The 26110-nt window shown below is 45.9% G+C and carries 27 protein-coding genes and 1 other annotated feature; of the genes, 4 read left to right on the top strand and 23 right to left on the bottom strand.

Annotated features, from left to right (window positions below; translation table 11 throughout):
• Nucleotides 1-201: 201 nt before the first annotated feature.
• Nucleotides 202-2772 carry a DNA internalization-related competence protein ComEC/Rec2 gene (locus GC096_RS29045; RefSeq protein ID WP_171635195.1) on the bottom strand — a complete coding sequence of 857 codons (2571 nt, stop codon included), beginning with the start codon at nucleotides 2770-2772 and terminating at the stop codon, nucleotides 202-204.
• A 259-nt stretch (nucleotides 2773-3031) separates the two neighbouring features.
• On the opposite strand from GC096_RS29045, the gene GC096_RS29040 reads away from it, so the two are divergent.
• Nucleotides 3032-3487 (top strand): MarR family winged helix-turn-helix transcriptional regulator, encoded by a 456-nt coding sequence (locus tag GC096_RS29040; protein WP_171635194.1) that lies wholly within the window; start codon nucleotides 3032-3034, stop codon nucleotides 3485-3487.
• A 12-nt stretch (nucleotides 3488-3499) separates the two neighbouring features.
• On the top strand, nucleotides 3500-4771 hold the full coding sequence (locus GC096_RS29035; protein WP_171635193.1) for an MFS transporter: 1272 nt from the start codon (nucleotides 3500-3502) through the stop codon (nucleotides 4769-4771).
• 161 nt (nucleotides 4772-4932) lie between these two features.
• On the opposite strand, the gene GC096_RS29030 is transcribed toward GC096_RS29035, so the two are convergent.
• Together GC096_RS29030 and GC096_RS29025 are read right to left on the bottom strand one after the other, a co-directional pair.
• Nucleotides 4933-5445, bottom strand: coding sequence for a deoxycytidylate deaminase (locus tag GC096_RS29030; RefSeq protein ID WP_171635192.1), 513 nt, complete (start codon nucleotides 5443-5445; stop codon nucleotides 4933-4935).
• 103 nt (nucleotides 5446-5548) lie between these two features.
• Nucleotides 5549-6163: a ComEA family DNA-binding protein gene (locus tag GC096_RS29025; protein WP_312886366.1), complete on the bottom strand. Its 615-nt coding sequence runs from the start codon at nucleotides 6161-6163 to the stop codon at nucleotides 5549-5551.
• Nucleotides 6164-6356: 193 nt separating this feature from the next.
• Here GC096_RS29025 and comER point away from each other — a divergent pair, with 193 nt between their 5' ends.
• The gene (comER, locus tag GC096_RS29020; RefSeq protein ID WP_171635191.1) at nucleotides 6357-7187 is read left to right on the top strand and encodes a late competence protein ComER; all 831 of its coding nucleotides are present in this window, start codon (nucleotides 6357-6359) and stop codon (nucleotides 7185-7187) included.
• 27 nt (nucleotides 7188-7214) lie between these two features.
• Here comER and leuS read toward each other — a convergent pair whose 3' ends face one another.
• The 18 genes from leuS to GC096_RS28930 form a co-directional block, all read right to left on the bottom strand.
• A complete protein-coding gene (gene leuS, locus GC096_RS29015; protein WP_171635190.1) occupies nucleotides 7215-9674 on the bottom strand; it encodes a leucine--tRNA ligase in 2460 nt (819 codons plus the stop codon).
• 80 nt (nucleotides 9675-9754) lie between these two features.
• Nucleotides 9755-9998 (bottom strand) — a binding site (T-box leader).
• 73 nt (nucleotides 9999-10071) lie between these two features.
• Nucleotides 10072-10833 carry a class I SAM-dependent DNA methyltransferase gene (locus GC096_RS29010; protein ID WP_171635189.1) on the bottom strand — a complete coding sequence of 254 codons (762 nt, stop codon included), beginning with the start codon at nucleotides 10831-10833 and terminating at the stop codon, nucleotides 10072-10074.
• Nucleotide 10834: 1 nt separating this feature from the next.
• On the bottom strand, nucleotides 10835-11731 hold the full coding sequence (locus GC096_RS29005; RefSeq protein WP_171635188.1) for a CvfB family protein: 897 nt from the start codon (nucleotides 11729-11731) through the stop codon (nucleotides 10835-10837).
• Nucleotides 11728-12075, bottom strand: coding sequence for a ribosome silencing factor (gene rsfS / locus GC096_RS29000; protein ID WP_028557974.1), 348 nt, complete (start codon nucleotides 12073-12075; stop codon nucleotides 11728-11730). Before rsfS ends, GC096_RS29005 begins: the two co-directional genes overlap by 4 nt.
• Nucleotides 12076-12094: 19 nt before the next feature.
• Nucleotides 12095-12667 carry a bis(5'-nucleosyl)-tetraphosphatase (symmetrical) YqeK gene (gene yqeK, locus GC096_RS28995; protein ID WP_171635187.1) on the bottom strand — a complete coding sequence of 191 codons (573 nt, stop codon included), beginning with the start codon at nucleotides 12665-12667 and terminating at the stop codon, nucleotides 12095-12097.
• Nucleotides 12657-13244 (bottom strand): nicotinate-nucleotide adenylyltransferase, encoded by a 588-nt coding sequence (gene nadD, locus GC096_RS28990; RefSeq protein ID WP_171635186.1) that lies wholly within the window; start codon nucleotides 13242-13244, stop codon nucleotides 12657-12659. Before nadD ends, yqeK begins: the two co-directional genes overlap by 11 nt.
• A 12-nt stretch (nucleotides 13245-13256) precedes the next feature.
• Nucleotides 13257-13550, bottom strand: coding sequence for a ribosome assembly RNA-binding protein YhbY (gene yhbY, locus GC096_RS28985; protein WP_171635185.1), 294 nt, complete (start codon nucleotides 13548-13550; stop codon nucleotides 13257-13259).
• 20 nt (nucleotides 13551-13570) lie between these two features.
• Nucleotides 13571-14434: a shikimate dehydrogenase gene (gene aroE, locus GC096_RS28980; RefSeq protein ID WP_171635184.1), complete on the bottom strand. Its 864-nt coding sequence runs from the start codon at nucleotides 14432-14434 to the stop codon at nucleotides 13571-13573.
• Nucleotides 14435-14451: 17 nt separating this feature from the next.
• Nucleotides 14452-15567 carry a ribosome biogenesis GTPase YqeH gene (gene yqeH / locus GC096_RS28975; protein WP_171635183.1) on the bottom strand — a complete coding sequence of 372 codons (1116 nt, stop codon included), beginning with the start codon at nucleotides 15565-15567 and terminating at the stop codon, nucleotides 14452-14454.
• Nucleotides 15568-15576: 9 nt separating this feature from the next.
• The gene (locus GC096_RS28970) at nucleotides 15577-16071 is read right to left on the bottom strand and encodes a YqeG family HAD IIIA-type phosphatase (protein WP_171635181.1); all 495 of its coding nucleotides are present in this window, start codon (nucleotides 16069-16071) and stop codon (nucleotides 15577-15579) included.
• A gap of 91 nt (nucleotides 16072-16162) precedes the next feature.
• Nucleotides 16163-16939 carry an alpha/beta hydrolase gene (locus GC096_RS28965; RefSeq protein WP_171635179.1) on the bottom strand — a complete coding sequence of 259 codons (777 nt, stop codon included), beginning with the start codon at nucleotides 16937-16939 and terminating at the stop codon, nucleotides 16163-16165.
• A 60-nt stretch (nucleotides 16940-16999) separates the two neighbouring features.
• A complete protein-coding gene (locus GC096_RS28960; protein ID WP_171635178.1) occupies nucleotides 17000-19231 on the bottom strand; it encodes a DUF4129 domain-containing transglutaminase family protein in 2232 nt (743 codons plus the stop codon).
• Nucleotides 19224-20510: a DUF58 domain-containing protein gene (locus GC096_RS28955; RefSeq protein ID WP_171635176.1), complete on the bottom strand. Its 1287-nt coding sequence runs from the start codon at nucleotides 20508-20510 to the stop codon at nucleotides 19224-19226. The genes GC096_RS28960 and GC096_RS28955 overlap by 8 nt, the downstream gene beginning before the upstream one ends.
• 4 nt (nucleotides 20511-20514) lie before the next feature.
• Nucleotides 20515-21474 carry an AAA family ATPase gene (locus tag GC096_RS28950; protein ID WP_171635175.1) on the bottom strand — a complete coding sequence of 320 codons (960 nt, stop codon included), beginning with the start codon at nucleotides 21472-21474 and terminating at the stop codon, nucleotides 20515-20517.
• Nucleotides 21475-21825: 351 nt separating this feature from the next.
• Nucleotides 21826-22176, bottom strand: a complete 351-nt coding sequence (gene spoVAE, locus GC096_RS28945; RefSeq protein WP_171635174.1) for a stage V sporulation protein AE — start codon at nucleotides 22174-22176, stop codon at nucleotides 21826-21828.
• Nucleotides 22173-23192, bottom strand: coding sequence for a stage V sporulation protein AD (spoVAD, locus tag GC096_RS28940; RefSeq protein WP_171635173.1), 1020 nt, complete (start codon nucleotides 23190-23192; stop codon nucleotides 22173-22175). The genes spoVAE and spoVAD overlap by 4 nt, the downstream gene beginning before the upstream one ends.
• A 4-nt stretch (nucleotides 23193-23196) precedes the next feature.
• Nucleotides 23197-23667 carry a stage V sporulation protein AC gene (gene spoVAC / locus GC096_RS28935; RefSeq protein ID WP_171635171.1) on the bottom strand — a complete coding sequence of 157 codons (471 nt, stop codon included), beginning with the start codon at nucleotides 23665-23667 and terminating at the stop codon, nucleotides 23197-23199.
• A 24-nt stretch (nucleotides 23668-23691) separates the two neighbouring features.
• Nucleotides 23692-24552: a DUF421 domain-containing protein gene (locus GC096_RS28930; protein WP_376769531.1), complete on the bottom strand. Its 861-nt coding sequence runs from the start codon at nucleotides 24550-24552 to the stop codon at nucleotides 23692-23694.
• 192 nt (nucleotides 24553-24744) lie between these two features.
• On the opposite strand from GC096_RS28930, the gene GC096_RS28925 reads away from it, so the two are divergent.
• On the top strand, nucleotides 24745-24951 hold the full coding sequence (locus tag GC096_RS28925) for a DUF1657 domain-containing protein (RefSeq protein WP_171635169.1): 207 nt from the start codon (nucleotides 24745-24747) through the stop codon (nucleotides 24949-24951).
• Between the two features lie 165 nt (nucleotides 24952-25116).
• On the opposite strand, the gene GC096_RS28920 is transcribed toward GC096_RS28925, so the two are convergent.
• Together GC096_RS28920 and GC096_RS28915 are read right to left on the bottom strand one after the other, a co-directional pair.
• Nucleotides 25117-25257 carry a hypothetical protein gene (locus GC096_RS28920; protein ID WP_056609849.1) on the bottom strand — a complete coding sequence of 47 codons (141 nt, stop codon included), beginning with the start codon at nucleotides 25255-25257 and terminating at the stop codon, nucleotides 25117-25119.
• A 29-nt stretch (nucleotides 25258-25286) separates the two neighbouring features.
• Complete coding sequence (locus tag GC096_RS28915) at nucleotides 25287-26045, bottom strand: C1 family peptidase (RefSeq protein ID WP_171635167.1); 759 nt, start codon at nucleotides 26043-26045, stop codon at nucleotides 25287-25289.
• Nucleotides 26046-26110: the final 65 nt, after the last annotated feature.

Raw genomic sequence — 26110 nt, 5'->3', positions numbered from 1 at the left:
CAAATAATGAGCCATATAACATCTTTTAGACGTATAAAATGAAAATTAGTTTCACAATAGTTGATTTTTGCAAAAGAAAAAGCCCTAGAAGAACATTCCATCAGTAAATGCTACTGCTATGGCCTATACCTATTACATGCTCATACTTTGATCTATTCTCATGAATCTTGAGCATCTACCATTGAAAATTCCACAACTTATCTAGTTCCAAAACTTCCTCCTTGTAAAAATCCCCGAATTCCGCACCTCCATCTGCACTTCTCCCATTCGATCTGTGCGATAAATGGCCACATTCGCGTTGACCAAGCGATCTGTAATTTCTGGAGAAGGATGGCCGTACGTATTCATAGCACCTACCGATATGACTGCCACAGCCGGTTTCCAGTATGTCAACCATTCTGAGGTAGTTGAGGTTTTGCTGCCATGGTGGGCAACTTTAAGGACATCGATTTTGTTATTGTTGCTGATACTAGCACCGGCGCTGGTTGAAGTTAGTAGAGCAGGATGATCTCGTAAATAATCCAGTACTGCCGCTTCAGATTCTTTCTCCATATCTCCTGTAAACAGCCAGCGTGTTCCTTGCATTTCTAGCAAGAAAACAACGGATCTCGCATTCTGCTCTTTGACCATTTCAATCACTGTCGGATTCGTTTGAAGCGGATATATCACCTGCAATTTCGTAACAGGATCGATGTCGAACCAATTATCTACTTGCGCAGGCAATAAGGGAACTTCTTTTTGAACCAGTGTAGAAAAAAAGGTCGTCATGGAGCTGCTTTCCTTAAATGTTCCGTTAAATAGAAATTGCTTAACTGGAATTTGTTCAATAACAGCCTGTAAACCGCCACTGTGGTCCGCATCCTCATGGGTAAGTACGAGAAGATCTAGACTTTGAATGCCTCTTTTTTTCAGGAGTGGAACTAGCAGTTTACGGCCTACTTCAAACGGATCTTTACGGATTTTCCAATCATCACCTGGCTTACGGAACGTGAGCGTCCCTCCTCCATCGATCAATACATGTCGACCGTAAAGCGTTCGAATGAGAATAGCGTCTCCTTGCCCAACATCGATAAATTGGACAAGACCTGTTCGTTGAAAGCGATTTGGTGAATACCCCATCCATAACAGGATGAGAAAACCGCCTATTGCAAGGAGTAAACTGAGTTTGATAGGGATTCTCTGTGGACTTTTCCTGCTGTCGACTTCCAATAAGATGGGGAGCTCATCCTTCGAACTGAGGTAGCTACGATGCCAGAGCACATAGATAATAACTAGGAATCCATAGTAAAAACAGATCCAAGCCATACTTGGCGATGGCCAAATCATGGTGAGATGAGGAATCTGTTGTAGTTGATCCGTAATCCAGAATATTGCTTGATTCAGCCAGGATATTAGTAATCCTATTCTTTGACCTAAAGGAATGTAAATGAGACCAAGCGTTAACGCAACCAAGCCTGCTGGAAACACGATCATGCTGATGACAGGGACTAACACTGCGTTCGCGATCCAAGATAACAAGGAAAACTGATTGAAATAGTAAATGGATACCGGAAAAGAGACGGATTGGGAAACGAGTGTGATGGCGAGGGTGTTTTTGAGCGTGGGCGAATTTAGGTACGGTGAGAGCAATACCGTTACGCGTTGCACGCCGAGGATGAGTCCAAGTGTGACTAGAAAGGAAAGTTGAAAGCTTACATCTAGCAAAAAGTAAGGGTCCCATACAAGCATAGCCCACGCTGCCACGGCTAGTATGTGCAACACCTCTTTCATACCTCCACGCCGAGCGGCATACAGGGCGATCATTGACATAAGCCCTGCCCTGACAATGGACGGAGATGCCCCAGTCACGAGGACGTAGAACGGGAGCAGGCCCATGCAGATGAGCAAATAGGTTTCTTTGGTAACTTTAAAACGGCGCAAGATCCAGATGCATACGCCTAAAAATACGGCAATATTCAAACCTGATATTGCTAAAATATGTGTCAGACCCAGCTCCGAAAATTGCTGGAAACGGTCTGGATCCAGATCGTCCGTCAGGCCGATCAGCATGCTCTTCATGAATCCCGCCTGCGACGCGGGAAAGATCACGTCCATGCGCCTGCTGAGCGCAGCGCGCAGCTCGTCGTTCCAGCGCAGCAGCTGGACGACGCTGAAGTGCGCTGCCGCAGGCTGCACCTGCGCCTGATCCACCCCTTTGGCTGAAAGCAGCCAATGGGTGTGGTGAAGGCGCAAATATCGGCGGTAGTCGAAACCGCCGAAGTTGCGGGCCGGGGACGGGCTGCGCAACGTCCCCGTTAGCGTTAGGGCGTCGCCGCGGCGCCAGCCCGACGCGATCGTCTGCTGCGCCTGCTCCATCAGGCGCAGCGAGACCTGCACGCTTTCCCCGCCGAGCGGGAAAGCAGTGTTGTCTTGGAAGCGGACGGACTCCGCTTCCAGGGTGAAGCTAGCCCTGTCACCGTCAATGGTGACAGGGCTGGCAAACCGGCCGAGCAGCGTGACCTCGCTGCCGTCAGGGCTGATCTGCTGCTGCTGCGCCAGCGGCAGCGCAGTGATGTTGCGCTGGTCGGTCCCTTGATAATAGCCGTAGGCTATTACGACCAGCAGCAAGGCGCCCAGCGGCTGCCGGCCAGGCAGCCGCAGCGCGTAGAGGATGACCAGCGCGGCTAACAGCAGCGCGCTGGTCATCCATGTCAACCAAGCGAGCTCAGTATAGATCGCGAGCACATAGCCACTTATCCACAGGCAGCATCCTTGAACAACTGGTCTTTTCATGGAAGATCTCTCCTTCATTTTCACTTTCTTACGATCTCAAACAAAAAACCTCTTTCTAACACACCCAAATGGCTGCACTAGAAAGAGGTTCTTCCCCTTAACTATATTCAATTTAGTTCACAGTTCTGGATCCTTTGAACTATCTCTTTACATCCTCATCCGCTTACCTGAACACGATCTTGTTTAATAAATACAATTGACAGGCAAAAGCACATGGATTATATTCGTTGTACATACAAAATACAAAGGAGAACATGACATGACTAACAACGTTCAAACACCAGAATCGGATGACAATGAAGCATTTTTGCATCAATGCTTATACTTCACTACAAATCGGTTAAGTCGGGCAATTAGCCGAATGGCCGACGAATCATTTGCAACAACAGGGCTTGCACCTGCTTATGGTTACTTACTGCGGCTGGTTGTTGCTAAACCTGGAATTCCTCAGAAAGAGCTTTCAGAAAAGCTCTATATTACGCCATCTACGCTTACCAGATTTATCGATAAGCTGGAACATAAACGACTCGTGGAGCGCCAAGTTAAAGGAAAAACTGTACTCGTCTTTCCCACAGAAAAAGCTATTGAAATCGAACCTTCGCTGCGTGCAGCATCGAAGGAGCTTCTTCGGACTTATAAGGCTATTCTTGGAGATGAGGTCGCTACGATCTTGACGCAATCTTTGGAATCGGCCAGTGAGAAATTAGAAATATAAGAGGTGTAGATTATGAATCAAACAACCAGCAAGTTTTATTACGGCTGGATTATTGTATTGCTAACGTTTGTCACATTACTTGTGTCAGCAGGCATACGTTCCATGCCAAGCGTCTTGATGATCCCTTTCCAAGAAGAATTCGGCTGGAGCCGTGGGGCTATATCAAGCGTTGCTTCTATCGGAATTTTACTATATGGACTTGTTGGTCCGTTTTCTGCAGCACTGTTACTGCGCTTCGGTATCCGCAAAGTTGTATTGCTCGCCTTGTCCGTTCTAGGAGCTAGCCTCGCCGTCACGCCGCTGATTACTTCCTTGTGGCAGTTCGATTTACTGTGGGGAGTCGTTTCGGGACTTGCAAGCGGAATGATGGCAAACGTGCTTGGCATCACTGTCAGCAATATATGGTTCGTCAAGCGTAAGGGACTCGTAGTTGGCATACTGACAGCAAGTGCAGCAACGGGTCAGTTGCTATTCCTCCCTTTGATTGCAATGGTGACTTCCGATTACGGCTGGCGGTATGCCATGTATGCTGCGGTAGCCGCTATCGTTGTTGTCTTTATTCTGGTAGCCATATGGATGAAGAACAATCCTTCCGATGTTGGTGCAGCGCCATACGGTACTATAGAGGTTGTAAAGCCAGAGCCTTTCAAGGGCAATGTATTTCTTACCCCTATCCAGAACCTCGTTATTGCATCTAAAAACAAAACATTTTGGCTGCTCGCGGGCACCTTCTTCATTTGTGGATTCTCGACAAATGGTTTGATCGGCACTCACCTCATTGCCGCTTGCGGAGATTACGGGATGATGGAAGTTGCCGCTGCTGGGCTTCTAGCCATGATGGGCGCTTTTGATTTATTCGGAACAACGATATCTGGCTGGTTAACTGATCGATTCGACAGCCGCTGGCTACTTTTCTGGTACTACGGTCTGCGCGGTTTATCCCTCATTTTTTTACCGTATGCCTTGGCTACTACTCCGTACATGCTAGTCGTGTTCTCGGTATTTTACGGACTCGATTGGATCGCAACCGTACCGCCTACCGCTAAACTTGCAGGTGAAACTTTCGGTAAAGAAAAATCTGGCATGATATTCGGCTGGATTGTGGTGGCTCACCAGATCGGTGCCTCTTTTGCCGCATACGGAGCAGGTCTCATGCGTGACTGGCTTGGCAGCTACTCGCAATCTTTCTTCATTGCTGGTCTTACTTGCTTCATTGCCGCTTTATTCGCTATTCGTATACAGCGCCAACTTAAAAAGCCCAAAGAACAGGCAGTACTGTTGTAAAACCTTTACATGTAGTCGCTCAAGCATAGGCACTGCCGTATAAGCAGCTGTGGGAATTGTCAAAACAATGACCAATTCCCTAGCTGTCGAATACGAAGCAAACAAGCACATTTGCGTGAACGCGTTCACTCTTGGCTTCGTCAAATCTGGCACTGTGCTAGTTAGTTCACGACCTCAGATAGCGTACCCGCAGGCGGCTCATATGTGGTCATCTGGCGGAATGAAATCCCTCTAGCTTCCATCAACTCGCTAACCTTCTCATGATCCTTCGGATATCCCCGATGAAACACAATCTCTGTCACTCCGCTGTTAGCCAACATGTTTGCACAGGTCCAGCAAGGCTGATCCGTAACATATACGGTAGAACCCTCGCGATCTTCCCGATCGGTAAATAGCAACAAATTCTGCTCCGCATGAATGGTACGTATGCAACGGTGTTTCCGCACGACTTCTTCTACATCGGCAACGACCTTCAGCTCGATTTCTTCCACAAGCATGCAACCTGCTTCCGTGCAATCCGCTACACCCATCGGTGCTCCATTATACGCGGTTCCGAGCAACTTCTTCCCTTGAACAAGTACCGCTCCAACATGTCTGCGATTACACCGCGAGCGTGTGGAGGCCATATAGGCAATATCGAGGAAATACGTATCCCAATCTTTCCGGATGCTCATGATGATTGACTCCCTCCTGATGACTAAATACTCCAATACTATTTTCGTAGTTAAAACGATTTCTAGTATTTTCTCATATTTTGCTAGAAATGAAAAGACGATGCTAAACTGGCCCTACAAATACTGACCCTTTCAGTTTCTCAAACATTTTCTCTCCGATCCCTTTCACATCCATGAGTTCTTCGACTCGCTTGAAACGTCCCTTTTTCATACGGTACTCGAGAATAGCTTTGGCTTTACTTTCACCGATTCCAGGCAGTTTATCTAACTGCTCCAGCGTAGCCGTGTTTAAATCTAAAAGCCCCTTCTGTGCTTCATTCGATGGAGGTGCAGTTATTGCTGGAGGTACAGGACTAACAGCCGAGGTTGGATGAGGCTCTGAGGTCGAGGTCGAAGGCGAAGGCGAAGTTTGCGTGATTGCTCCCGTTGAACTTGAGGGTGTAGATATCACTTCTGAAGATGACGATGATTCACTCGTATTCGCCTTTGGTGTTGCTTTTGGTTTTGCAGTAACAACGGGGACAGATTTCCCAGCTGCCGCTTTTTTCTCATTTTCTCCTTGCAAAAGCAACTCTTCCATCTGCGTATTGATTGGCATGAACGCTGTTTGAATGGTTGGCTGTCCACCACGTAGAAAAGGCCACACAACCCAAACAAAGAGCGAGACAGCGCCAAGAATTAGCCCAATTCGCTTCATTTTATTTCCAAAAAAATCCACAAACTACCTTCTTTCTTAGCATATTTGCGTTTGAGCAGCCATATACATGAAAAAGCGTCCCAATGACTACACAACTAGTCACGATACGATTGAGACGATGCTTGGACCTCTATCCTTGCCATCCATGGCTGAGCGACCGCGATTATAGGTTGGTATTCGTATAAAGACTGATTTTATCGGGAGGGATCACTTGATGAAAGCTGGATTCATCGGTACTGGGAGTATGGGAAGTATACTGATTGAAGCATTCATTCATTCCGGGGCATTCAATCCCGAGCAAATTATTGCTAGCAATCGAACATTACGTAAAGTTGAACTACTTGCGGAGAACTATCCTGGCTTGATCGTGGCAGAAACGAATCGTGAAGTCGTGCGTGGAAGTGATTTGATTTTCTTATGTGTGAAACCATCTGAATTCAAAAAGGTTATTGATGAAATCAAAGAGGACGTGCTTTCCTCTCAATTTATAATATCCATTACGAGTCCTATTCTGATTAAGCATTTGGAAGGTCTTTTACCAGCTAAAATAAGTAAAATCATACCAAGTATCACGAACTACGTTTTAAGTGGTGCTACGTTATGTATTCATGGAAATCGCATGCAGCCTGAAGATAAAGAATGGCTTGAAAATATTTTCACACATATCTCTACGCCCATACGTGTATCCGAAAATTATACGAGAATTTCATCAGATTTATCTAGTTGTGGGCCTGCTTTTCTAGCTAGCTTTATTCAAGCATTTATTGATGCGGCTGTAGAGGAAACGGGTATTTCTGCTGAAGAGGCCACATTGCTGGCAAGTGAAATGACGTTAGGTACTGGAAAGTTGCTTACTACGGGAGGCTTCAACCCTGTTAGTTTACAAAAGCGGGTATCTGTTCCTGGAGGCATTACGGCAGAGGGTTTGCGTATTTTGGAAAAGGAGCTTTGCGGAGTTTTCTCACAAGTCATTAGTGCAACACATGCAAAATATGAAGAAGACATTGAGAAGGCTGAGCAACTTTTCACCTTAAAGCAGCAATAGCCCTCTCAATGCTTAATCTTAGTTGTCTTAACCTACAACGATATTAACTAATTTACCCTTTACAACAATCAATTTGCGAACGGCCTTTCCGGCGGTCGCTTCTTTGACTTTGTCGAGTTCAAAAGCCATTTTCTCCATCGCTGCTTCATCTGTATCTTTGGAAATCATCACGCGATCAACAATTTTCCCATTGATTTGCACGACAATTTCAACTTCATTATCCACGGTCCATGCTTCATCATAAGTTGGCCATGCTTCGTACGTAATAGATTCCACGCCACCTAACTTCTCCCAAAGCTCTTCCGCTAAGTGAGGTGCGATCGGGGAAAGCATTTGCACGAAGTTTTTCATCGCTTCAAGTGGTAGACGCTCTGTTTTGTAAGCCTCGTTGACGAAAATCATCATTTGGCTAATCGCTGTATTAAAGCGAAGCGCATCGAAATCTTCCGTAATTTTCTTGATTGAACGGTGCCATGTGCGTTTAAATGTATCGCTGCCTAGCGTTTCATCCGCGCTAATTTTGGCTTGAACCTGACCGTTGTCATCAACGAACAATCTCCATACGCGATTTAAGAAACGGTAGATCCCATCTACACCAGTTGTATTCCATGGTTTCGTCGCTTCCAATGGTCCCATAAACATTTCATAAATACGAAGTGTATCCGCACCTTGATCGCTCACGATATCATCTGGGTTCACAACATTGCCGCGTGATTTACTCATTTTTTCCATGTTCTCGCCAAGAATCATCCCTTGGTTAACAAGCTTATGGAAAGGCTCTTTGGTATGCACAAAACCAAGATCATATAGCACTTTATGCCAGAAGCGCGCATACAGCAAGTGAAGAACTGCGTGCTCCGCCCCACCAATGTAGAGATCAACCGGCAACCATTGCTTTTGCAGCTCATCCGAACAGAAGGCTTGATCATTCTTTGGATCGATGAAACGCAGGTAATACCAGCAGCTTCCCGCCCATTGTGGCATCGTATTCGTCTCACGACGAGCTTTCATACCCGTTTCTGGGTCAATCGTATTCACCCATTCAGAAACGTTAGCAAGCGGTGACTCTCCAGTACCAGACGGTTTGATTTCATCCACTTGTGGAAGCAACAATGGTAATTGATCCACAGGAACTGGCTTCATCGTGCCATCTTCAAGGTGAAGAATCGGAATCGGCTCACCCCAGTAGCGTTGACGGCTGAACAGCCAATCTCTCAAACGATACGTTACTTTGCCGCGGCCTTTGCCATTTTGCTCTAACCAAGCGATCATATGGCTGATGCCTTGCTCAATGTTCAATCCATCAATTGGACCGGAATTCACATGCTTGCCATCGCCTGCATAGGCTTCCTTCTCCACATCTCCGCCTTGAACCACTTCGATAATTGGCAAATCAAATTGTTTCGCAAATTCCCAGTCGCGTTGGTCGTGCCCTGGAACCGCCATGATCGCCCCTGTGCCGTAACCGCCAAGGACATAATCAGCGATCCAGATTGGCACTTTCGTGTCATTAACTGGGTTGATCGCATAAGCCCCTGTGAACACACCGGATTTGTCTTTCGCCAAATCTGTACGTTCCAGATCGCTTTTGCGTGAAGCTTTCTCTTGATATTCTTTGATCGCAGCTGCTTGAGCATCTGTTGTGATCTGTGCTACAAGCTCATGCTCAGGCGCTAATACACAATAAGTTGCACCGAATAGTGTATCTGGACGCGTAGTGAAAACCGTTAAGCTTTTCTCCGCATGGCCTTCGATCGCGAACTGAACCTCAGCTCCTGTAGATTTCCCAATCCAGTTACGCTGCATATCCTTAATACTTTCGGACCAATCAAGCTCCTCAAGATCTTCAAGCAAACGCTCCGCATACTCCGTAATTCTCAAAATCCACTGACGCATCGGCTTCCTAATAACCGGATGGCTACCACGCTCGCTTAGTCCGTCAATAACTTCCTCATTTGCGAGTACAGTACCTAGCGCCGGACACCAGTTAACTGGCACTTCGTCGACGTAAGCAAGTCCTTTATTATATAGCTGGATGAAAATCCATTGTGTCCATTTGTAGTACTCCGGATCCGTCGTGCTAATCTCTCGATCCCAATCGTAAGAGAAACCAAGTGATTTAATTTGACGGCGGAACGTATCAATATTTTTCTTTGTAAATTCACGCGGGTCATTTCCTGTGTCTAAAGCATACTGCTCAGCAGGAAGACCGAACGCATCCCACCCCATCGGGTGAAGGACATTAAAGCCTCTCATCCGTTTGAAACGGGAAACGATATCTGTCGCTGTGTAGCCTTCTGGATGCCCTACGTGCAAGCCAGCACCGGATGGATAGGGGAACATATCCAAAGCATAAAATTTCGGTTTATCCGAATTTTCCAATACTTTAAATGTTTTCTTCGCATCCCAGTATGCCTGCCATTTCGGTTCAATGGCTTGTGGGTTATAGCCTTGTTGTTCTTTGGTTTCTTTCAATTCTTGTGTCATACCTTCCATGCCTCCCTAAGTTACTCTCTGCTCATGTATGCAAATACGCACAAAAAAACCTCACATCGCTAGCGGATATCGCTAGGGACGAGAGGTATAATTCCCGTGGTACCACCCTAGTTAACACAAGGCGTTCTTCACCTGTGTTCACTCTGCCCCTTAACGCGGGTGAGACGATCCAGCTAGCGCATCTGATCAAGGACCAGGCGGTTCACCTTCTAGCTCCGAGGCGAGTTCTCAAGACGTACATCTGCCGGCTCACACCCTAGCTCCGACTCTCTGAAAGATGCTGTACAAGGTACTATTCCTCATCTAAGCTTTCCATACAACTGATTAGCTTTGATTATATGTAAAATAATGCTGAACTGTCAAGCCGTGGGCAAATCCATCATCAGTATTATTTTTTCGCAATAAAGAAAGCTCGCTCTGTCTTCTCTGTTGGTTGTTCCCACGTAAAGTCGGCTGCCTGATGCACCTCACGAAAACCTACCTCGATCAGCATTTGTTCCAACCACTGCAAGGGATACGCTCGTTGTTCATGCGTTTCGTCAATGCGACGGAAGGTTTCCTGCTGGCCGCTGTCCTTTACGAAGATCGTTAAGTCATGTTCAATCTGAACACGTTCCTCATCTAATTCGCTTGTCCAAATGTAAGCAACATCGTCTTCGTTTAGAAAAAAAGGCTGCGATTCTGCATAGGCGAACAATTGCTGTGGCGGATGTACGTCAAAGAGGAATAACCCACCTGGCTTGAGTCCCGCCCATGTTTGACGGAAAGCATCTACAATGTCCTCTTCCTTTAGTAAATAGTTGAGGCTGTCACAACAAGAGATCGCGACATCCACTTCCTCGCCAAGCTCCCATTCACGTATATCTTGCTGAATCCAACGAATGCTACCGCCGCGAAGTTGGCTGGGCTGTTCGCTATGCTTCTGCTCAGCGACAGCCAACATATCCTCGGAGAGATCAATGCCAGTCACCATGATGCCTTCAGCAGCCAATGGAATCGACAAATTGCCTGTTCCGCAACCTAAATCAACGAGCGTTGCCGGCTTTACACCAAACCGTTCGAAACTTTCTTTAATAAATCGAAGCCAGTCTTCATACGGCATGCTGTTCATCAAGCGATCGTACGTGTAGGCGAATTTTTCGTAACTCATCTCAGCCTTGCGTCTCCTCTTGTTTCAGATAGGTCCAGTCTGCTTCCTGATAGATGAGCCCATCTTTCATAAGTTTACCTAAGGCACGTTTGAAGGCTGCCTTACTTAGTCCGAATTTATCTTTAATTACATCAGCTTGTGTTTTATCCGAAAATGGCATCGCATTTCCTGGACGTTCACGCAGCACTTCAAGAATGCGATCTGCATCTTCATCGCGTCCTTTTTCCTTAGGTAGCCTCATGGATAGATTAACTCGTCCATCTTCTTCACGGACGAAAGCAATCCTTACATCCACTTGCTCGCCTACGCGAAGTAAACGTGTACGCTCTTGTGGGATGATAAGACCGATGACGCCATACCCTAGGACTCCTGCTTCACATATGACAAATGTACCCATTTGCAGAGGGCGATACACGCGCGCTTTCACCCATTGGTTCGTCCAGCTCGATGGAGCTCTCACACAAAGCGGTGCCAAATCCTCTTCAAGTGCCAGCTTGGCGATCAATCGACCTTGGCGATCATGTGCAAGCGTTGCAAACACTTTGTCCCCAACTTGAGGACGAAGATCTTCGAATTCAGGCACATTGCGATATGGTAAAAGCAGATGACGCCCTAGGCCCATTTCTAAGAAATAGCCAAAACGCGGATGAATATCAACAACCTCTAGTAGCCCCACTTGACCCATGGTCAGAAGTGGACGTTTCATAGTAGCCATGATTCGATCCTGTGTATCGTGGAATAAGAAAACTTCCACTTTATCTCCCGCACTAATTCGATTACCTACGATTTCCGCGTAAGGTAGTAGAAAATCTTGATAGCCATCCGTGAGGAAAAAGCCGTTTGGTGGAACTTCCCTTGCTACCTCTAGGGTAACAAGGGATCCTGCTTCCATTCTCATACGCGTTCCACAACTTTAGCATCGGACCAAAGTCTTTCGATGTTATAGTATTCACGGTCATCACGATGGAAAACGTGGAGAACAACATCTCCTAAATCAAGCAGTACCCATCTTGCGGTATCAACGCCTTCAAACCCTCGAATATGAACACCATGTTCGTGTGCTTTTTTACGAGCCTCGCCCGCAATCGCTTGAACTTGTGTTTCCGAATTCCCGTGACAAATAACGAAATAATCAGCGATTAACGATACACCTTTCAAATTCAGGCTAACGATATCTGCCGCTTTCTTGTCTTCCGCTGCCTCAACAACGAATGCTAATATTTCTTCTGGGTTTTTACTCATGCAATCATCCTCCATGTCATTAGGTGTGTAGTTGTATTTGTTCCAATAAATCATTCCGTGTCAGAATTGTTAATGGATAAATGCGCTTTCCTTTGGAAATCAAGAAGTTGATCGTGGAGTCAAAACCGGCAATCAACGCGCGTTCAAGACTCGTCTTTGCCAGCTCTCGAATATGTTCGACTCCTGGAAAATCACGACCTGGCTCCATATAATCAGCCAAGCAAACAATTTTGTCGAGCAGTGTCATCTGTTCTCGACCAGACGTATGATACCGAATCGCATCTAAAATTTCCTCGTCATCGATCCCGAATTGTGTCTTCGCGATGAAAGCGCCTGCGTGTGAATGCCATAGCTCCTTATCGAAAACTAACAAATCTTGCGGTAAATCGTTCTCGCGAATAATCTTAGCTTGCTCCCCAGTTGGCCAATACTTGCAATAATCGTGCAAAATCGCTGCAACATCCGCTTTGGCCGCATCCCCGCCAAATCGTTCAGCCAGCATAACGCTCGTTTCCATCACACCAAGTGTATGCTGCCAACGCCGCTCCGGCATTTGCTCCTTCACAGCTGCCATGAGGTCTTCACGTTTCATATAAGCCATTCACCTCCATGAATTGCCCAACCTTATCTGGCACAAGATACCTGACAGGATCCCTCTTCTGTCTCAACGCCCGAATAGCTGTCGATGATATTTCAACGAGGGGCATCGGAACAAGCTTCACTCGGTTTCGTATATGTTCGGGAAGCTGTTTCAAGTCCAGTTCATAACCAGGTCTGGCTAATCCAATAAAATGAATATGCCGCACGATGTCATCGATGCGATGCCACTGCGGCAAATACTGAACCATATCCGCGCCAATAATGTAAGTGAACGCGATGTCCGGATATTGCGATTTCAACAGCTCGATCGTATCGATACTATAAGATACGCCGCCTTTGTTAATTTCGATATCGATAGGACGAAAAAAAGGATTGCCTTCTGCAGCAAGGCAAACCATCTCCCAACGCTGCTGGCTAGTTCCTTTCGGGGCATTAGGTTTATGCGGCGGGACGTTCGCTGGCATTAGCCAAACCTCGTCCAAGCACCCTTCCACCCTCGCACGTTCAGCTGCGATTAAATGACCGGTATGAATGGGATCGAACGTGCCTCCCATAATTCCGACAAGCATACGTCCACCTCATTAGCGCGGCAGTTCAATCTTCTTATTGTCACGCGATTCTTTGTACAACACAACGATTTTACCAATAACTTGAACTAGCTCCGCGCCTGATTTCTCGGACAATTCCGCTCCGACTTCTTGGCGATCTTCACCGCTATTGTTGAGTACGGTAATTTTGATCAATTCACGCACCTCAATAGCTTCTTGGATGTGACGAATTAAATGATCATTTACGCCACCTTTACCTACTTGAAAAATTGGATCTACATGGTGCGCCAAAGAGCGCAAATGTCTTTTCTGTTTGCCTGTTAACATGGATGTCCCTCTATTCATTCTTATTCAGTTAATGACTGTTCTACCACCTGTCTCATCGCCGCAACCGGCGCAGGGGTTCCCGTCCAATACTCGAAGGCATATGCGCCTTGATAAATAAACATGCCAAGCCCGCCATGAATGCGCGCGCCAATTGCTTCCGCTTCACGAAGAAATCTCGTGATCCGCGGGTTATAAATAAGATCACTAACGAGGTGATGCGGTAGAAGCAGGTGAAGCGGTAATGGGAGCTCGTCTACGTTCGGATGCATACCTGCCGACGTCGTATTCAACACGAATTCAACATTGTCCACAACGTTCTCCAGCTCATCCATCCCTAAACCAACGGTTTCGGTAAATGCACCTATCGTAGCTGCCAATTCGATTGCACGCTCTTTGGTACGATTCGCGATATAAATGCAGCTCGCACCTTCTTTCGCAAGTGCATAAGCCACACCTCTCGCCGCGCCGCCTGCCCCAAGTACAAGTACTCGTTTACCTTTGAGCTCGATGCCCGTCTCTTCTTTCAAAGAACGAACATATCCGATCCCATCCGTATTAAAGCCTTTGAGCTTCCCATTCTCATTCACAATGGTATTCACTGCGCCAACGATCAAAGCTCCCTCATCGATCTCATCGAGATAGTTCATGACATCTACTTTATGTGGAATGGTCACATTCACTCCGCGATATCCTAGTGCCCTAATTCCCCGGACTGCTTCCCCAAGCGCTTCTGGCTTAACGTGAAAAGCTGCATATACACCATTAATGCCCGCTTCTTGAAAAGCACGATTCAACATAATCGGTGAACGAGAATGCCTGATCGGATCCCCGAAAACCCCGTACAAAACTGTATGACTATCGATCGGCGTCACTGGTTTCTCCATGATCTCCCTATGTCCCCCTAAATCAACGACTCCCGTGTAATGACTTTGATACCTTTCGGTGCATGTACAGCAAGAGCAGCGCCTGCTAAACTATTCACTTTAATCCAGCCTAATCCAGAGATCAGCACATCCATCTGTTTCCCCTTCGGAATGTGCAGCGGATGTTTGACCAGCTTCGGAAGCTCTTCAAGATCTGCCTGTGCCGGAGGCGTCAGCATGACACCCTTGTGGTCTTCATATAACTGATCTGCTTTCTCTAGCTTCGTACGATGAATCTGAATGGCATTCGACGTGTATATCGTGAAGGATTGATGCTCACCTTGAATAAAATCAAAACGAACTAACGCACCAAAAAATAAGGTTTGTCCCTCATTAAGTTGAAATACCATTGGTTTCAGCGGTTTGTCCGGCATGAGTGGCGTTAAATCACGCTTCTTCACTACCTCCGTAAGACGATGCTTGTACACAATCCCAGGCGTATCAATAATGAAGTGACCATCATCCAATGGGATTTTGACTAGATCAAGCGTAGTTCCCGGATATTGAGACGTCGTCAACTCAGCTTCCAGATCACTGTAATCACTGATCAGACGATTAATGAGCGTCGATTTCCCTACGTTCGTAGCACCAACCACATACACGTCCATGTTGCCACGATATTCTTGTACAGCCGAAATAACACGATCGAAACCGATGTTTTTCTTCGCGCTGCATAACACGATATCAACAACCTTGAGATTCTCTTCCTTGACTCTGCGCTGCACCCAGTTGATGATCTTGTTGGCATTCGTCACTTTCGGAAGTAAATCAATTTTGTTAACCACGAGTAAAACGGGATTATTGCCAATGAATCGGGCAAGCGAACTAATCATACTGCCTTCAAAATCAAAAATATCCACGATTTTCACGACTAACGCCTTCGTTTGACCAACATGTCCTAATAATTTCAGGAAGTCATCTTGTTGAAGGGTAATACTCGAAGACTCATTATAATGCTTAATCCGATAACAGCGCTGGCAAATCAAAGGTTCCTTTTGCAAGGCAGCCTCTGGAATAAAGCCCAGCTTACTTTTGTCTTCTGTTTGCAGCCCAATGCCGCAACCCGCACAATGTTGTATTGTTTCTGTACTCATGAAACCTCCCTATTTCTTCATCCTTGCTAGAGCCCATTTCTCAATTTGGCGGTTCACTTTCGTGAAGAAGCCTTCATCTTTTCTTGAGATAGGTTGAACGAGGATCGTGTATAGCCCCATTCGATTGCCGCCCAGCACATCTGTCAGCATTTGATCCCCGATAACAGTCGTCTGTCGCGCATTCGTTCCAAGCAACTTCATCGCTTTATGGAAGGAAGCATTCGTCGGTTTTTTGGCACGGTGAATAAACGGAATGCCCAGTGGCTTAGCAAAGGTCGACACCCGGTGATGATGGTTGTTCGACACAATGACTACTTTGAAGCCGATCTGCTGCAAATGATTCAGCCATTCTATTAACTCAGGTGTCGCATGTGGATCAGCTGCACCGACAAGTGTATTATCAAGATCCGTTATAATTCCGCGAATACCGAATCCCCACAGGTGATTGGCATCAATATCATAAATTGTATGAACAGACTGTCTGGGTACAAGCTTTTTCAGCAAACAAATTCCCTCCAACTGCTTCCTTGACATATACGTGAAACTATATCATAGTGCCTCGTTTGTTGCAAAAAGAAAAGAACATATTTTCTCCCTAGTCTCTTGTTGGCAACGGCAACCAATTCAAAACGTGTTGAATTTTGCGATCCCAATATCCCCATTCATGCGTGGCGGACTCTTCTTCATAGGTAATTTCCAGCCCTTGTGCAAGGCAATAATCCCGGAATCGAATGTTATCTTCATACAGAAAATCCTCAGTGCCACAACATTGATAGAGCTTAGGTTGCTCTTGTTTACTACCAACAAGCTGATTAGCGAGATAGAATAAATCATTTGGGCTATTTTTAACCGTCGACACATCGCCGTAAATCAATTGAAAGTCATTCGGAAACGCAGTAGCACGCTCAACAATATCTACGGCACCGGATAAGCTCGCTCCCGCTCCATAACGATTGGGATGCGAAAGTGCCAACTTCATCGCGCCATATCCACCCATAGACAGTCCTGCCACGTAATTCAGCTCTCTCTCTTCGGCTAAAGGAAAGAAGGATCTTGCTAACACAGGTAATTCTTCACTAACGAACTCCCAATACTTCGGACCTGACGCCATATCAGCATAAAAGCTGCGATTTACAGCTGGCATAACCACCGCAATACCATGCTGAGATGCATAGCGCTCAATGGACGTTCTACGCATCCATATGGTGTGGTCATCAGACAATCCATGCAACAAAAATAAAGTAGGGTGCTTCCCACCAAAAGCATGCGAAGCTAGTCCAATCTGACTTTTGGCAATTTGAGGTAATATGACATGCATGGAAGCTGCAACACCTAGGGATTCTGAATGAAAATGACAATCGATAAACGCCATTTGAATAAATCTCCTCTCATAGGAAGCCACCCTCCTTGTGGGGAGAGTGGCTTCAGTTCATCATTTTATTTGTTCTTTTACACGGATAATTAATTGGTTCGCTTGTTGATATTCGACTTCAGACACAGCTAATTGACTGTATTTGGCACGTTCGAACAGTTCAATTAATGCGTCCAGCTCTTTCTTCATCCACTTGCTCTGCGTCGACCACCTGGTCGTTGCTTCGCGCACCGTTTCATATTCGTATCGCGTGTACCCTTTACGACGACAAGCACGAAGCATTCGTTCAAATTCAACGATAATTTTCTGATTAAAATTCACGACCTGCAGCTGTTTCCTGCGTGCACGCCAATTATGCCACGTCTCGCTTCTTACGAAGAAGAATGCAGCAACAGTAAGAAGTGCTGCGACAACTACACCACTTAATGTCAGCCAGAGCCAAGTGAAACTTGCTGCTTCTGTCGTTTCTTCAGGCAATGTACTCGTTTCTGTGTCTGTGGTTAAATCTTCTACAACTGGCGCTGCTTCAGGGAACACATTAGGCAACACAAAGCCGGAGGTTGGCTCGAAAGAAATCCATCCAAAGCCTTCAAAATAAATTTCTACCCAAGAGTGAGCATCTGAGTTACGTACCGTATATGTGCCAGCGCCATTTAGATCAAGCGTTGTTCCTAACTGGCTCAAGAAACCCTGCTCTCGAATGTCGTCAGCAACCGATGAAGTGCCAGAGGAGTATCCTTTCACCCAACGAGTAGGTAAGCCAAGTGATCGTGTGAGGACAGCCATTGCCGTCGAATAGTAGTCACAATATCCTTGCTTCACTTCGAATAAGAATCGATCCACGAAATCCTTGCTCTTCCCTTTCGTTTCATCCGGTGTATTCGTATAAGGAAAATGTTCGGATAAATACTTCTCAACCAGCTTTGCTTTATCATAAGGATTCGTCGCAGATTTCGTAATATCTAGCGCTAACTGCTTCACTCGCTCGGGTAAATCTACAGGAACTTGCAGGTATTCTGCCCACTCTGGTTTGTTGGTAAAATCTTGCTGCGATTGCCGCAGTAGATCTTCCTCTAGAATCGGCTCTTGGACAACAATTGAATAGTCTTTCGGATAATTAGACCGTCCCGTGAATCGAAGTTCCGATTGTCGCGGTGTCCAAATGATGCGTTGAAATGGATTCTCACCTTGATTGATTTCCACGATTTTCTGAATGGCATAGCCCCCGAATATAACCGGGAAAGCCTCATCTCGATCCATCACAACACTTTGCGTAACTTCTTGCGTTTTCAATTGGGATACATCAAATCGTGGATCAAGCGGTAACGGATTCAAATTCACCCGATACGCAGGCAATCTCTTCTCCGTTGGTCCAAGCTCCCATCCTTTACCATTATACATCGATCGGGTTTCCCCACGGAAGTACGTTCGTTTGGTAGATTCAACGGTCATCACCGGTGTGTAATCAAATCGAAATCCGCCACCGAGGCGGCTGTCATCTCGACTATAGCCGGATGAGGCATCTGCGGTCGATGTGGCAATGCTAACTCCTTTGCCAAGCAACGGCACCGTTTCCCCACGACTCACTTTCCACGCGGTGTAAGGGTCTGTCAGTATGGGATTTACTGTCGGAGCGAAAACACCTGCTAACGTAATCACACCAATTAAGATAAGAATAGGAACGGTGAATGAAGACGGATAATCGGAAATCGTTTCCCACACGTCTGGCGCTTTCTTCTTCAATTGGGAGAAATGTCTCACAATTAAAAGCAGAAATCCACAAAGCATAATCATCGCCACTTGCGGCCAAAGAAAAATCATACTGAAAGAATCACGAACGGCAAAAAACAAAATACTAACAAAGATAAGGACGACAATACGGAACCTGGATTGAACGGACCACATTGCGAATAAATAAATGATCCATGCTCCCAAACTAAACCAAATATACGGTTCTAGCTGCCCCGCGTTAAGTCCAATGAAGCGAAGCGCCTCTTTCCATGTTGTAATATGTACGGCTACCCAATGGTAACCCATGCCCAAACCATGGAACCAGATGATAAGAACGAATTGGAGAAATCCTCGCCAACTGTCTTTTATTTTGGGAATACAGTAGGTCGCTGTAGTAAGTACTAAGGTCCAGGTAACGAATGAAACCGTCTCTGGAAGCCACAAACCATCTTCTTTCATAATCCAAATCAGAAATTGGTAAAGGAATATCCCCACGAATATCGCAGATACGCGCAATGCCCAATCCTTGAGAAGAATTCTGCTCCACCATGTGTTAGGCATACCGTTTCGCCCCTCCCAAGAGGTTAGGCAAGTCCGTTAATTGACTTACTTCATACCCCATATAGCCTTGTGAGCGAATGGCCTTAATATAATCCTCATGAGCAGAGATATGTTCCACACCTTGTGGGCCGAGAGCTTGTTCTGCTTGGGTATGAACCCAAATATGACATGGCTTCATTTGAAGAAGTGCCATTTGCTGAAACATCTGCAGCATCGCACTCCCCTTTTGCGGAGAAATGAGCACAATTAAACTGCCTGCAGGCCAATCCTGTGAGCGTTCCTTCAAAATCTGGCTGAGCGTCTGGTACCCATCTGCATCAACACCAACGAGATGTTTAACAATTTCCTTGTAATGATGCTGACTGTGCTTCGGTTCAAAATAAGTAAATTCCTTGCCGATTGACAGTAAACCAAGCGACATTTCGCGTCCTGTTCCGTATCGGAACAAGGAAGCCGCAACAGACACGGCTAGTTCAAACTCAGCCGCATCTCGGTAAGCGCGAGCGGTTCGGTCCAGTAACACGATGGTTTTCGGCAAAGATTCACGCTCGAACTCCTTCGACTTCCAAGTTCCCGTCTTCGCTGTCGCATTCCAATGTATACGTGAAAGCCGATCACCATAAATGTATTCACGAACACCATTGATTTGAGTCGTTTCCCGGTGTGCACTCGTCGCCGTTGAGTGATGCTGCATACCTTTGAGCATTTGATGAAATTGCGCCCATTCGCGGATCGTAACGGTTTGGGGATACACAGTTATCGGTTGTTGCAGATCTAATCGACCTTTATGCTGAAAGAAGCCGAAAATATCCTCGGTTAAGCATTCGGTTTCTCCAAAACGATAGTACCCTCTCCGAAGCGGAGGCGTGCTATACGTGAACTCACCCCGACGTTTCCAGTCTGGAACGATAGATCCTTCAAAAACAGATTCGTCCCCATTCTGACGTATAAGCTGATCTTTAATCATTACGTAGGGAACTGGCCAATAACCTGGTACTTGGACGCCAAGTTGGATTTGTAAAGATTGTCCTGCTTCCAGCTTAGCTTCTGCGGTTGCATTGGTAATCTTTCGAGTCCCTTGCACACGTCTGATACCACTCCAATTCCCTGAAAGCAAATAGATAGCTAAAAAAGTCATCGTAATGAATAACATTGAAGCCAGCTTGCCACCTTGAAATAGCATGAATAACAAGCTAGCTGCCAAGCAAGTTACAAGTAGCCAAAAAGGTGCCGGAAGCCGGGTGAGTTCCCCGAATCGTTTGAATACCGGTCGTTTCATAGGCTCACTTCTCCAATCTAACCGGAACCCGTACTTGCTCAAAAATCGTCGCTAGTACAGAGGCAATGCTGACACCATCCATACGCGCTTCCATTTGAAGGATCATACGGTGACCCAGTACAAAAGGAGCTAAATATTTAATATCATCTGGGATGACATAATCGCGACCATGTAAGAAGGCATAGGCTTTGGAGGCTAATACCAACGAGAGCGTAGCCCTTGGACTCGCACCAAGGAAGACCGCGTGATGTTCGCGTGTTTTTCTCGAAATGGTAACTAAATAATCAGCCACAGCTTCATCCAAATGCACCTGGCGAACCTGCTCTTGAATTTCAAGCACTTGCTTCGTATCCGCAATGGCTTGCAGCGCTTCCATCGGATGTGCCTTGCTTTGGGAAGCTATCATCATTTTCTCGGCAGCTTCACTCGGGTAGCCTAAGCTCAACTTGATCATAAATCGATCTAATTGTGCCTCTGGCAATGTATACGTTCCCTCAAAATCAATTGGATTCTGAGTTGCTAGCATAAGGAACGGAGATGGGAGTTCATGCAAATCACCATCAACTGTAATATGTTGTTCTTCCATCGCTTCCAGAAGAGCTGATTGTGTTTTGGTTGTCGCACGGTTAATCTCATCAACAAGTAAAATATTGGTCATAATCGGCCCCGATCGGAAAAGAAACTCCTCTTTTTTGGGGTGATATATAGATACGCCAGTTATATCCGTTGGCAATAAGTCCGGGTTACATTGAATACGGCGAAATTGACCATTAATAGACTTCGCCAGCGCTTTAATGAGTACAGTTTTACCTGTCCCTGGAACATCCTCAAGCAGAACATGACCACCTGCCAACATCGCAGTAAGCAACAATTCAATTTCGGCACTTTTGCCAAGAATACATGATTCTAAATTTGCTTTCAGCCTAGCTAGTACTTCTACATGATGCTGGGTGGCAGTTTCCATGTGTTGATCCTCCTTAGAGTTTTGCTTGCAAATCTTGCTTCGAAAGCATTACTGAGTTTTTGTCGAAAGCTTGTATGCGTAAACATCGCTTTATTGTACGAACCTGCTTCATCTTCTGTTTTGCTCAGAAAACAAACAAAATGTACGTAAATCTAGTTTACAGGAAAGTTTTTCTTCCGTATACTTGTAAATCCTCTAAAGTTATTTGTTAAAATTAACCACATAAAAGAGCCATGGTTGCAATCCCAAAACAATTTCAAAAGTCCACCACCGCATCTCCATACATAAAGTAAAAAAGACGCCACTCGGCGTCTTTTTTACTTTATGTTTAGCCTTTCACATCTACCTGCTTCAACCCTTCGGTTTCACAAACAAGGCTGCTAGGAAGGAGAAGATGATCGCGGCAGATATCCCCGCACTGGTCACCTTGAAAATCCCTGTAATAATGCCTATATAGCCATCCTTATGCAACTCTTCCAGAGCCCCATGAACAAGCGCATTCCCGAAGCTCGTGATCGGCACCGTTGCACCGGCACCAGCAAAGGCAATCAACGGTTCATATAAATTGCAGCCATCGGCAATGGCACCCAGCACAACCAACGTGCTCATGGTGTGGGCTGGTGTTAATTTGCCAACGTCCATCAATAGTTGTCCCAGAACACAGATGGCCCCTCCAACAACAAATGCCCAAAAAAAGCTCATACGTATAAACCTCCAGACTCTATGGAAACAGCATGTGCGATACAGGGAATGCTTTCACCTTGCTGGAATGAAATCGGTGAAAGCAAGGCTCCTGTTGCGACAACGAGGATTCGTTTCAACTCTCCTTTTGCCATGCGTTTTAATAAGTGCCCATAGGTAACTGTCGCAGAGCAACCGCAACCGCTCCCCCCTGCTTGGACGGTTTGCGTTTCTCGATCAAAGATCATTAATCCACAATCACTATAGGTCGTCTGTTCGATTGGGAAATGATGCTTGTGAAAGAGCTCACGTGCAATGCTGATCCCCACCGATGCAAGGTCCCCCGTCACGATAAGATCGTAATAGGAAGGGTCGCGATTCAATTCACGGCAATGTGTTTGGATCGTATCTACAGCGGCAGGTGCCATGGCAGCGCCCATATTAAACGGATCCGTGATCCCCATATCCACGACGCGTCCGATCGTAGCCGCGGTGACGACAGGGCCGTCACCAGTCTTCCCTAGCACGGCCACCCCAGCGCCAGTGACGGTGTACTGCGCCGTCGGCGGCTTCTGAGATCCATATTCCGTCGGATAACGGAATTGCTTCTCCGCCGTGCAGTTATGGCTGCACGTGCCAGCCATGACATAGTTGGCTGCGCCAGAGTCTACTAATTGGGCGGCTAGCGCCAGCCCTTCCATCGACGTGGAGCAAGCACCGAATATCCCTAAATAAGGGATATTCAGTGTCCGCGCAGCGAACGTGTTGGAGATGATCTGATTCATCAGATCTCCCCCAACATAGAACTGGATTTGGCCGTCGGTCAGGCCGGCTTTCTTCATTGCAAGCTGAGCTGCCTCCTCCAGCAACGCTTTCTCAGCTTTTTCCCACGTCTTTTGACCTACAGTCAAATCACCGTGGACGATATCAAAATCTTCATTGAGCGGTCCCTTTCCTTCGTCTGGACCTACAACCGTGCCTGTTGAAAGAATGACAGGCCGATTCTCGAAAAGCCAACTTTGGTGTCCCTTTAGCATCTCGTCAGCCCCCCGTGAAGATCAGATGTGCAATGCCTACAAAAAAGGCCGCCACAGTTCCAAAAACAATAACTGAACCAGCTAATTTAAACATATTACCGCCAACACCAAGCACAAGTCCCTCAGCACGATGCTCAATGGCTGCGGAACAAAGTGAGTTCGCAAAACCAGTAACGGGGACAGAGCTTCCGCCACCTGCCCACTGTGCGATTTTGTCGTAAATACCAAAGCTTGTTAAAATAACCGAGATAATAATCATGACAGCAACGGTCGGATTGCCGGCAGTCTTCTCTGTAAAACCAAAATAATTAATAAACATATGCATAAAGCATTCACCGATCAAGCAGATTGTCCCACCCACGAGAAAGGCTCTGCCACAATTTTTAAGTACAGGTCTTTTGGGTTCCTGCTGCTTAGCTAATTTCTGATACTCCTGTTGTGTCATCGTTAAGTTTTTCTTCTTGTTGTTAGGCATGACTTACTCCTATTCCCTCAAAACCTAAGCTCTGAGAATCGTATGTACCTGCTGGATAATTTGAGTTAGCTGCATGGAACATGTTTCATACATCATCTTAGCCTCAGAATTCTGCGTCGTTAACGAGTACAACTCCAGATCTGCTTCACATTTCTTCAAGCACGCAAGTACGGCAGGGCGTTCGGTAGTTGCCGGCACGACTATCTTGTCATCAAAAAGGTCAACGGATAATTCACCATGTGTATCGACTTGTCCAAGAAATACATTTTCTTTCGCCACACCCATTTTTTCAAGCTCTGATTGCAGCCAGCCTCTACTTTTCCCGGCCGCAGCTAAGGGTTCATTTTGAATAACTCCGTCCATCATAACGTCTTGAGTTGGTTTCTCTATGGGCAGCTTTAGCCCTATATGCTTTGGGGTTAGCGGTTGGTTCTCACTCTTCAAAAGAATACTCAAATCACCACTTGATTCCAGCATCGCGAATTCCACATCCGCCACCCGAAATACACCTTTTGTACGCAACTGTTCGAGTAATTCATCACCTGTGTAGCGTTCCTTCTTTAAATTATCTTCTAGAATCTTGCCATTCTTAATAAGAACTCTGCCATTGCCTTCGAACCATACTCGAAGAGTCTTGCTTTTTAACGTCAATATTTCCAGCATTAATGGCACAAGCACCCATATTAGAATCGCAATAACACCATGAAAATAATTTGCTTCGACGTCAGTCGAAATGTTCCCAGCCAGATCCCCAAGTGTTATGCCAATCACATATTCAAAGAAAGTCAGCTGAGAAATTTGTTTTTTACCTAGAATCCGCGTCAATACAAACAGAAACATCAAGGTACTTAATGCTCGGACCGCAATAAGTAGCCATTCCGGCACATCATTCCTCCCCTTTCTTCAACTTTCAATACCTACATTATGTGTCATTTGCCCCCTAACTATTATTACTCTAAATTGGATTTATTTGTTAACATGAGCTGCTTATATAACGGGCATATTAACAACCGCAAACCTGAGCAGATGGCATGCAGCTGTTCTATTGCAAGATCACAAAAGAGGAGTGTTTACGATATGACAGTAGCATCAGACGTTAAAACCACCTTGGCATCTTTAAAAAGTGCCCAAGCCAGTCTTGAAACCTTCGCCCTAAGCACACAAAATCAAGAGGCCAAGCAATTATATGAGACTGCGGCCCAGTCGACCCAGCAAATCGTTGATCAAGTTGCCAATCGCGTCCAACAGTTAGAAAATGAAGAGCCGCAATATAAAGGCTTTTAATCGCCAAACAGCCGCTGCGAAGAACTCGCCGCGGCTGTTTATTCTTTTTTATAAAAACAAACTAAGAAATAGGATTAGCAATACAAATAAAATGAGAATGAGCAGTTTCAGTTGGTCCTTTGGCATAAGTGCCGTCCCTCGTTTCATTGAAATTCCTTCTGATACTCATTGCGGCGGCTGTCCTGAAGCTTTCCTCACTTCATTCGCTAATCGATTAAATTCCTTCTGTGCTTCCGGATCTGAGGTCGCGAAATAGGCTGCTGATAAGAAAGCAATGATCTTGTTCGCATCTTCCACACTCATCATCACAATAAGCCTCCTCTAATAAGACATATTTATTTACCAGTCCAATAATCAAAGGTCAGTGATTTATTTCTGAAAAAAGAATAAGGAATATAACAATATCCTGCATCTCCCCATGCGGTTCCCCATGAGTTTCGTGCAATAATGACACCCTTCCCTTTTTCCTTACCATCCTTATAGCCAACTGCAAGCAGCGCATGACCGCCAAGAAGACTTTCCTTTTTCCGATTGGGATACGGGATTTTCCCTGTTTTAGAAGCTGTCTTATTCTCAAATGAGGCATATATCCAAATGCCAAATACAACAGGCGAGCCATCCGCGAGCGCAGCCTTCATCCCTGCTAAATCATGAATGCGATGATAGCCTTCAATACGATAATACCTAGCAAGAGACTCCGCTTGATAATTCGGTGTCTCTTTAAAATTTGCAGTCTGATACGGCCATACTTCCTCTGGACATACGCCTGTTTTGTGCAACACTTTCATTCCGTCACGGATCGTCGCCCCAGCATCGCGATTTACCGTATTTTCTAACTCGCGTTCATGCCAGTAATGATAAAGACGAGATAGTCTTGTTGCGTTCTCTTCTTCGTTTAACAGCCAATACTCTCGCAATCCACTTACAATGGCATTCGAGGTACAGGAGCCTAAAGAACCTTGGTTAACAATCGGAGAGAGTTTGCTCCGTAAATCGATTTGACCCGGCAATTGAGATTCCCGAATATAATTGACACTTCTGTATGTGAAATCACGAAAATCGCGAGGGTCCTGCTTGACTGTATATTTCCGCATACCTGTACCTCCTAAGAAGCCTAATCGCTGAGTACTCCAGTGTATTCACCCATAGGCAGGAGCGT

This window comes from Paenibacillus plantarum, from assembly GCF_013141695.1.
GTDB lineage: Bacteria > Bacillota > Bacilli > Paenibacillales > NBRC-103111 > Paenibacillus_E > Paenibacillus_E plantarum.
Note: the sequence above shows the minus strand (reverse complement) of the source record. Positions and strands in the feature narration are given on the sequence as shown.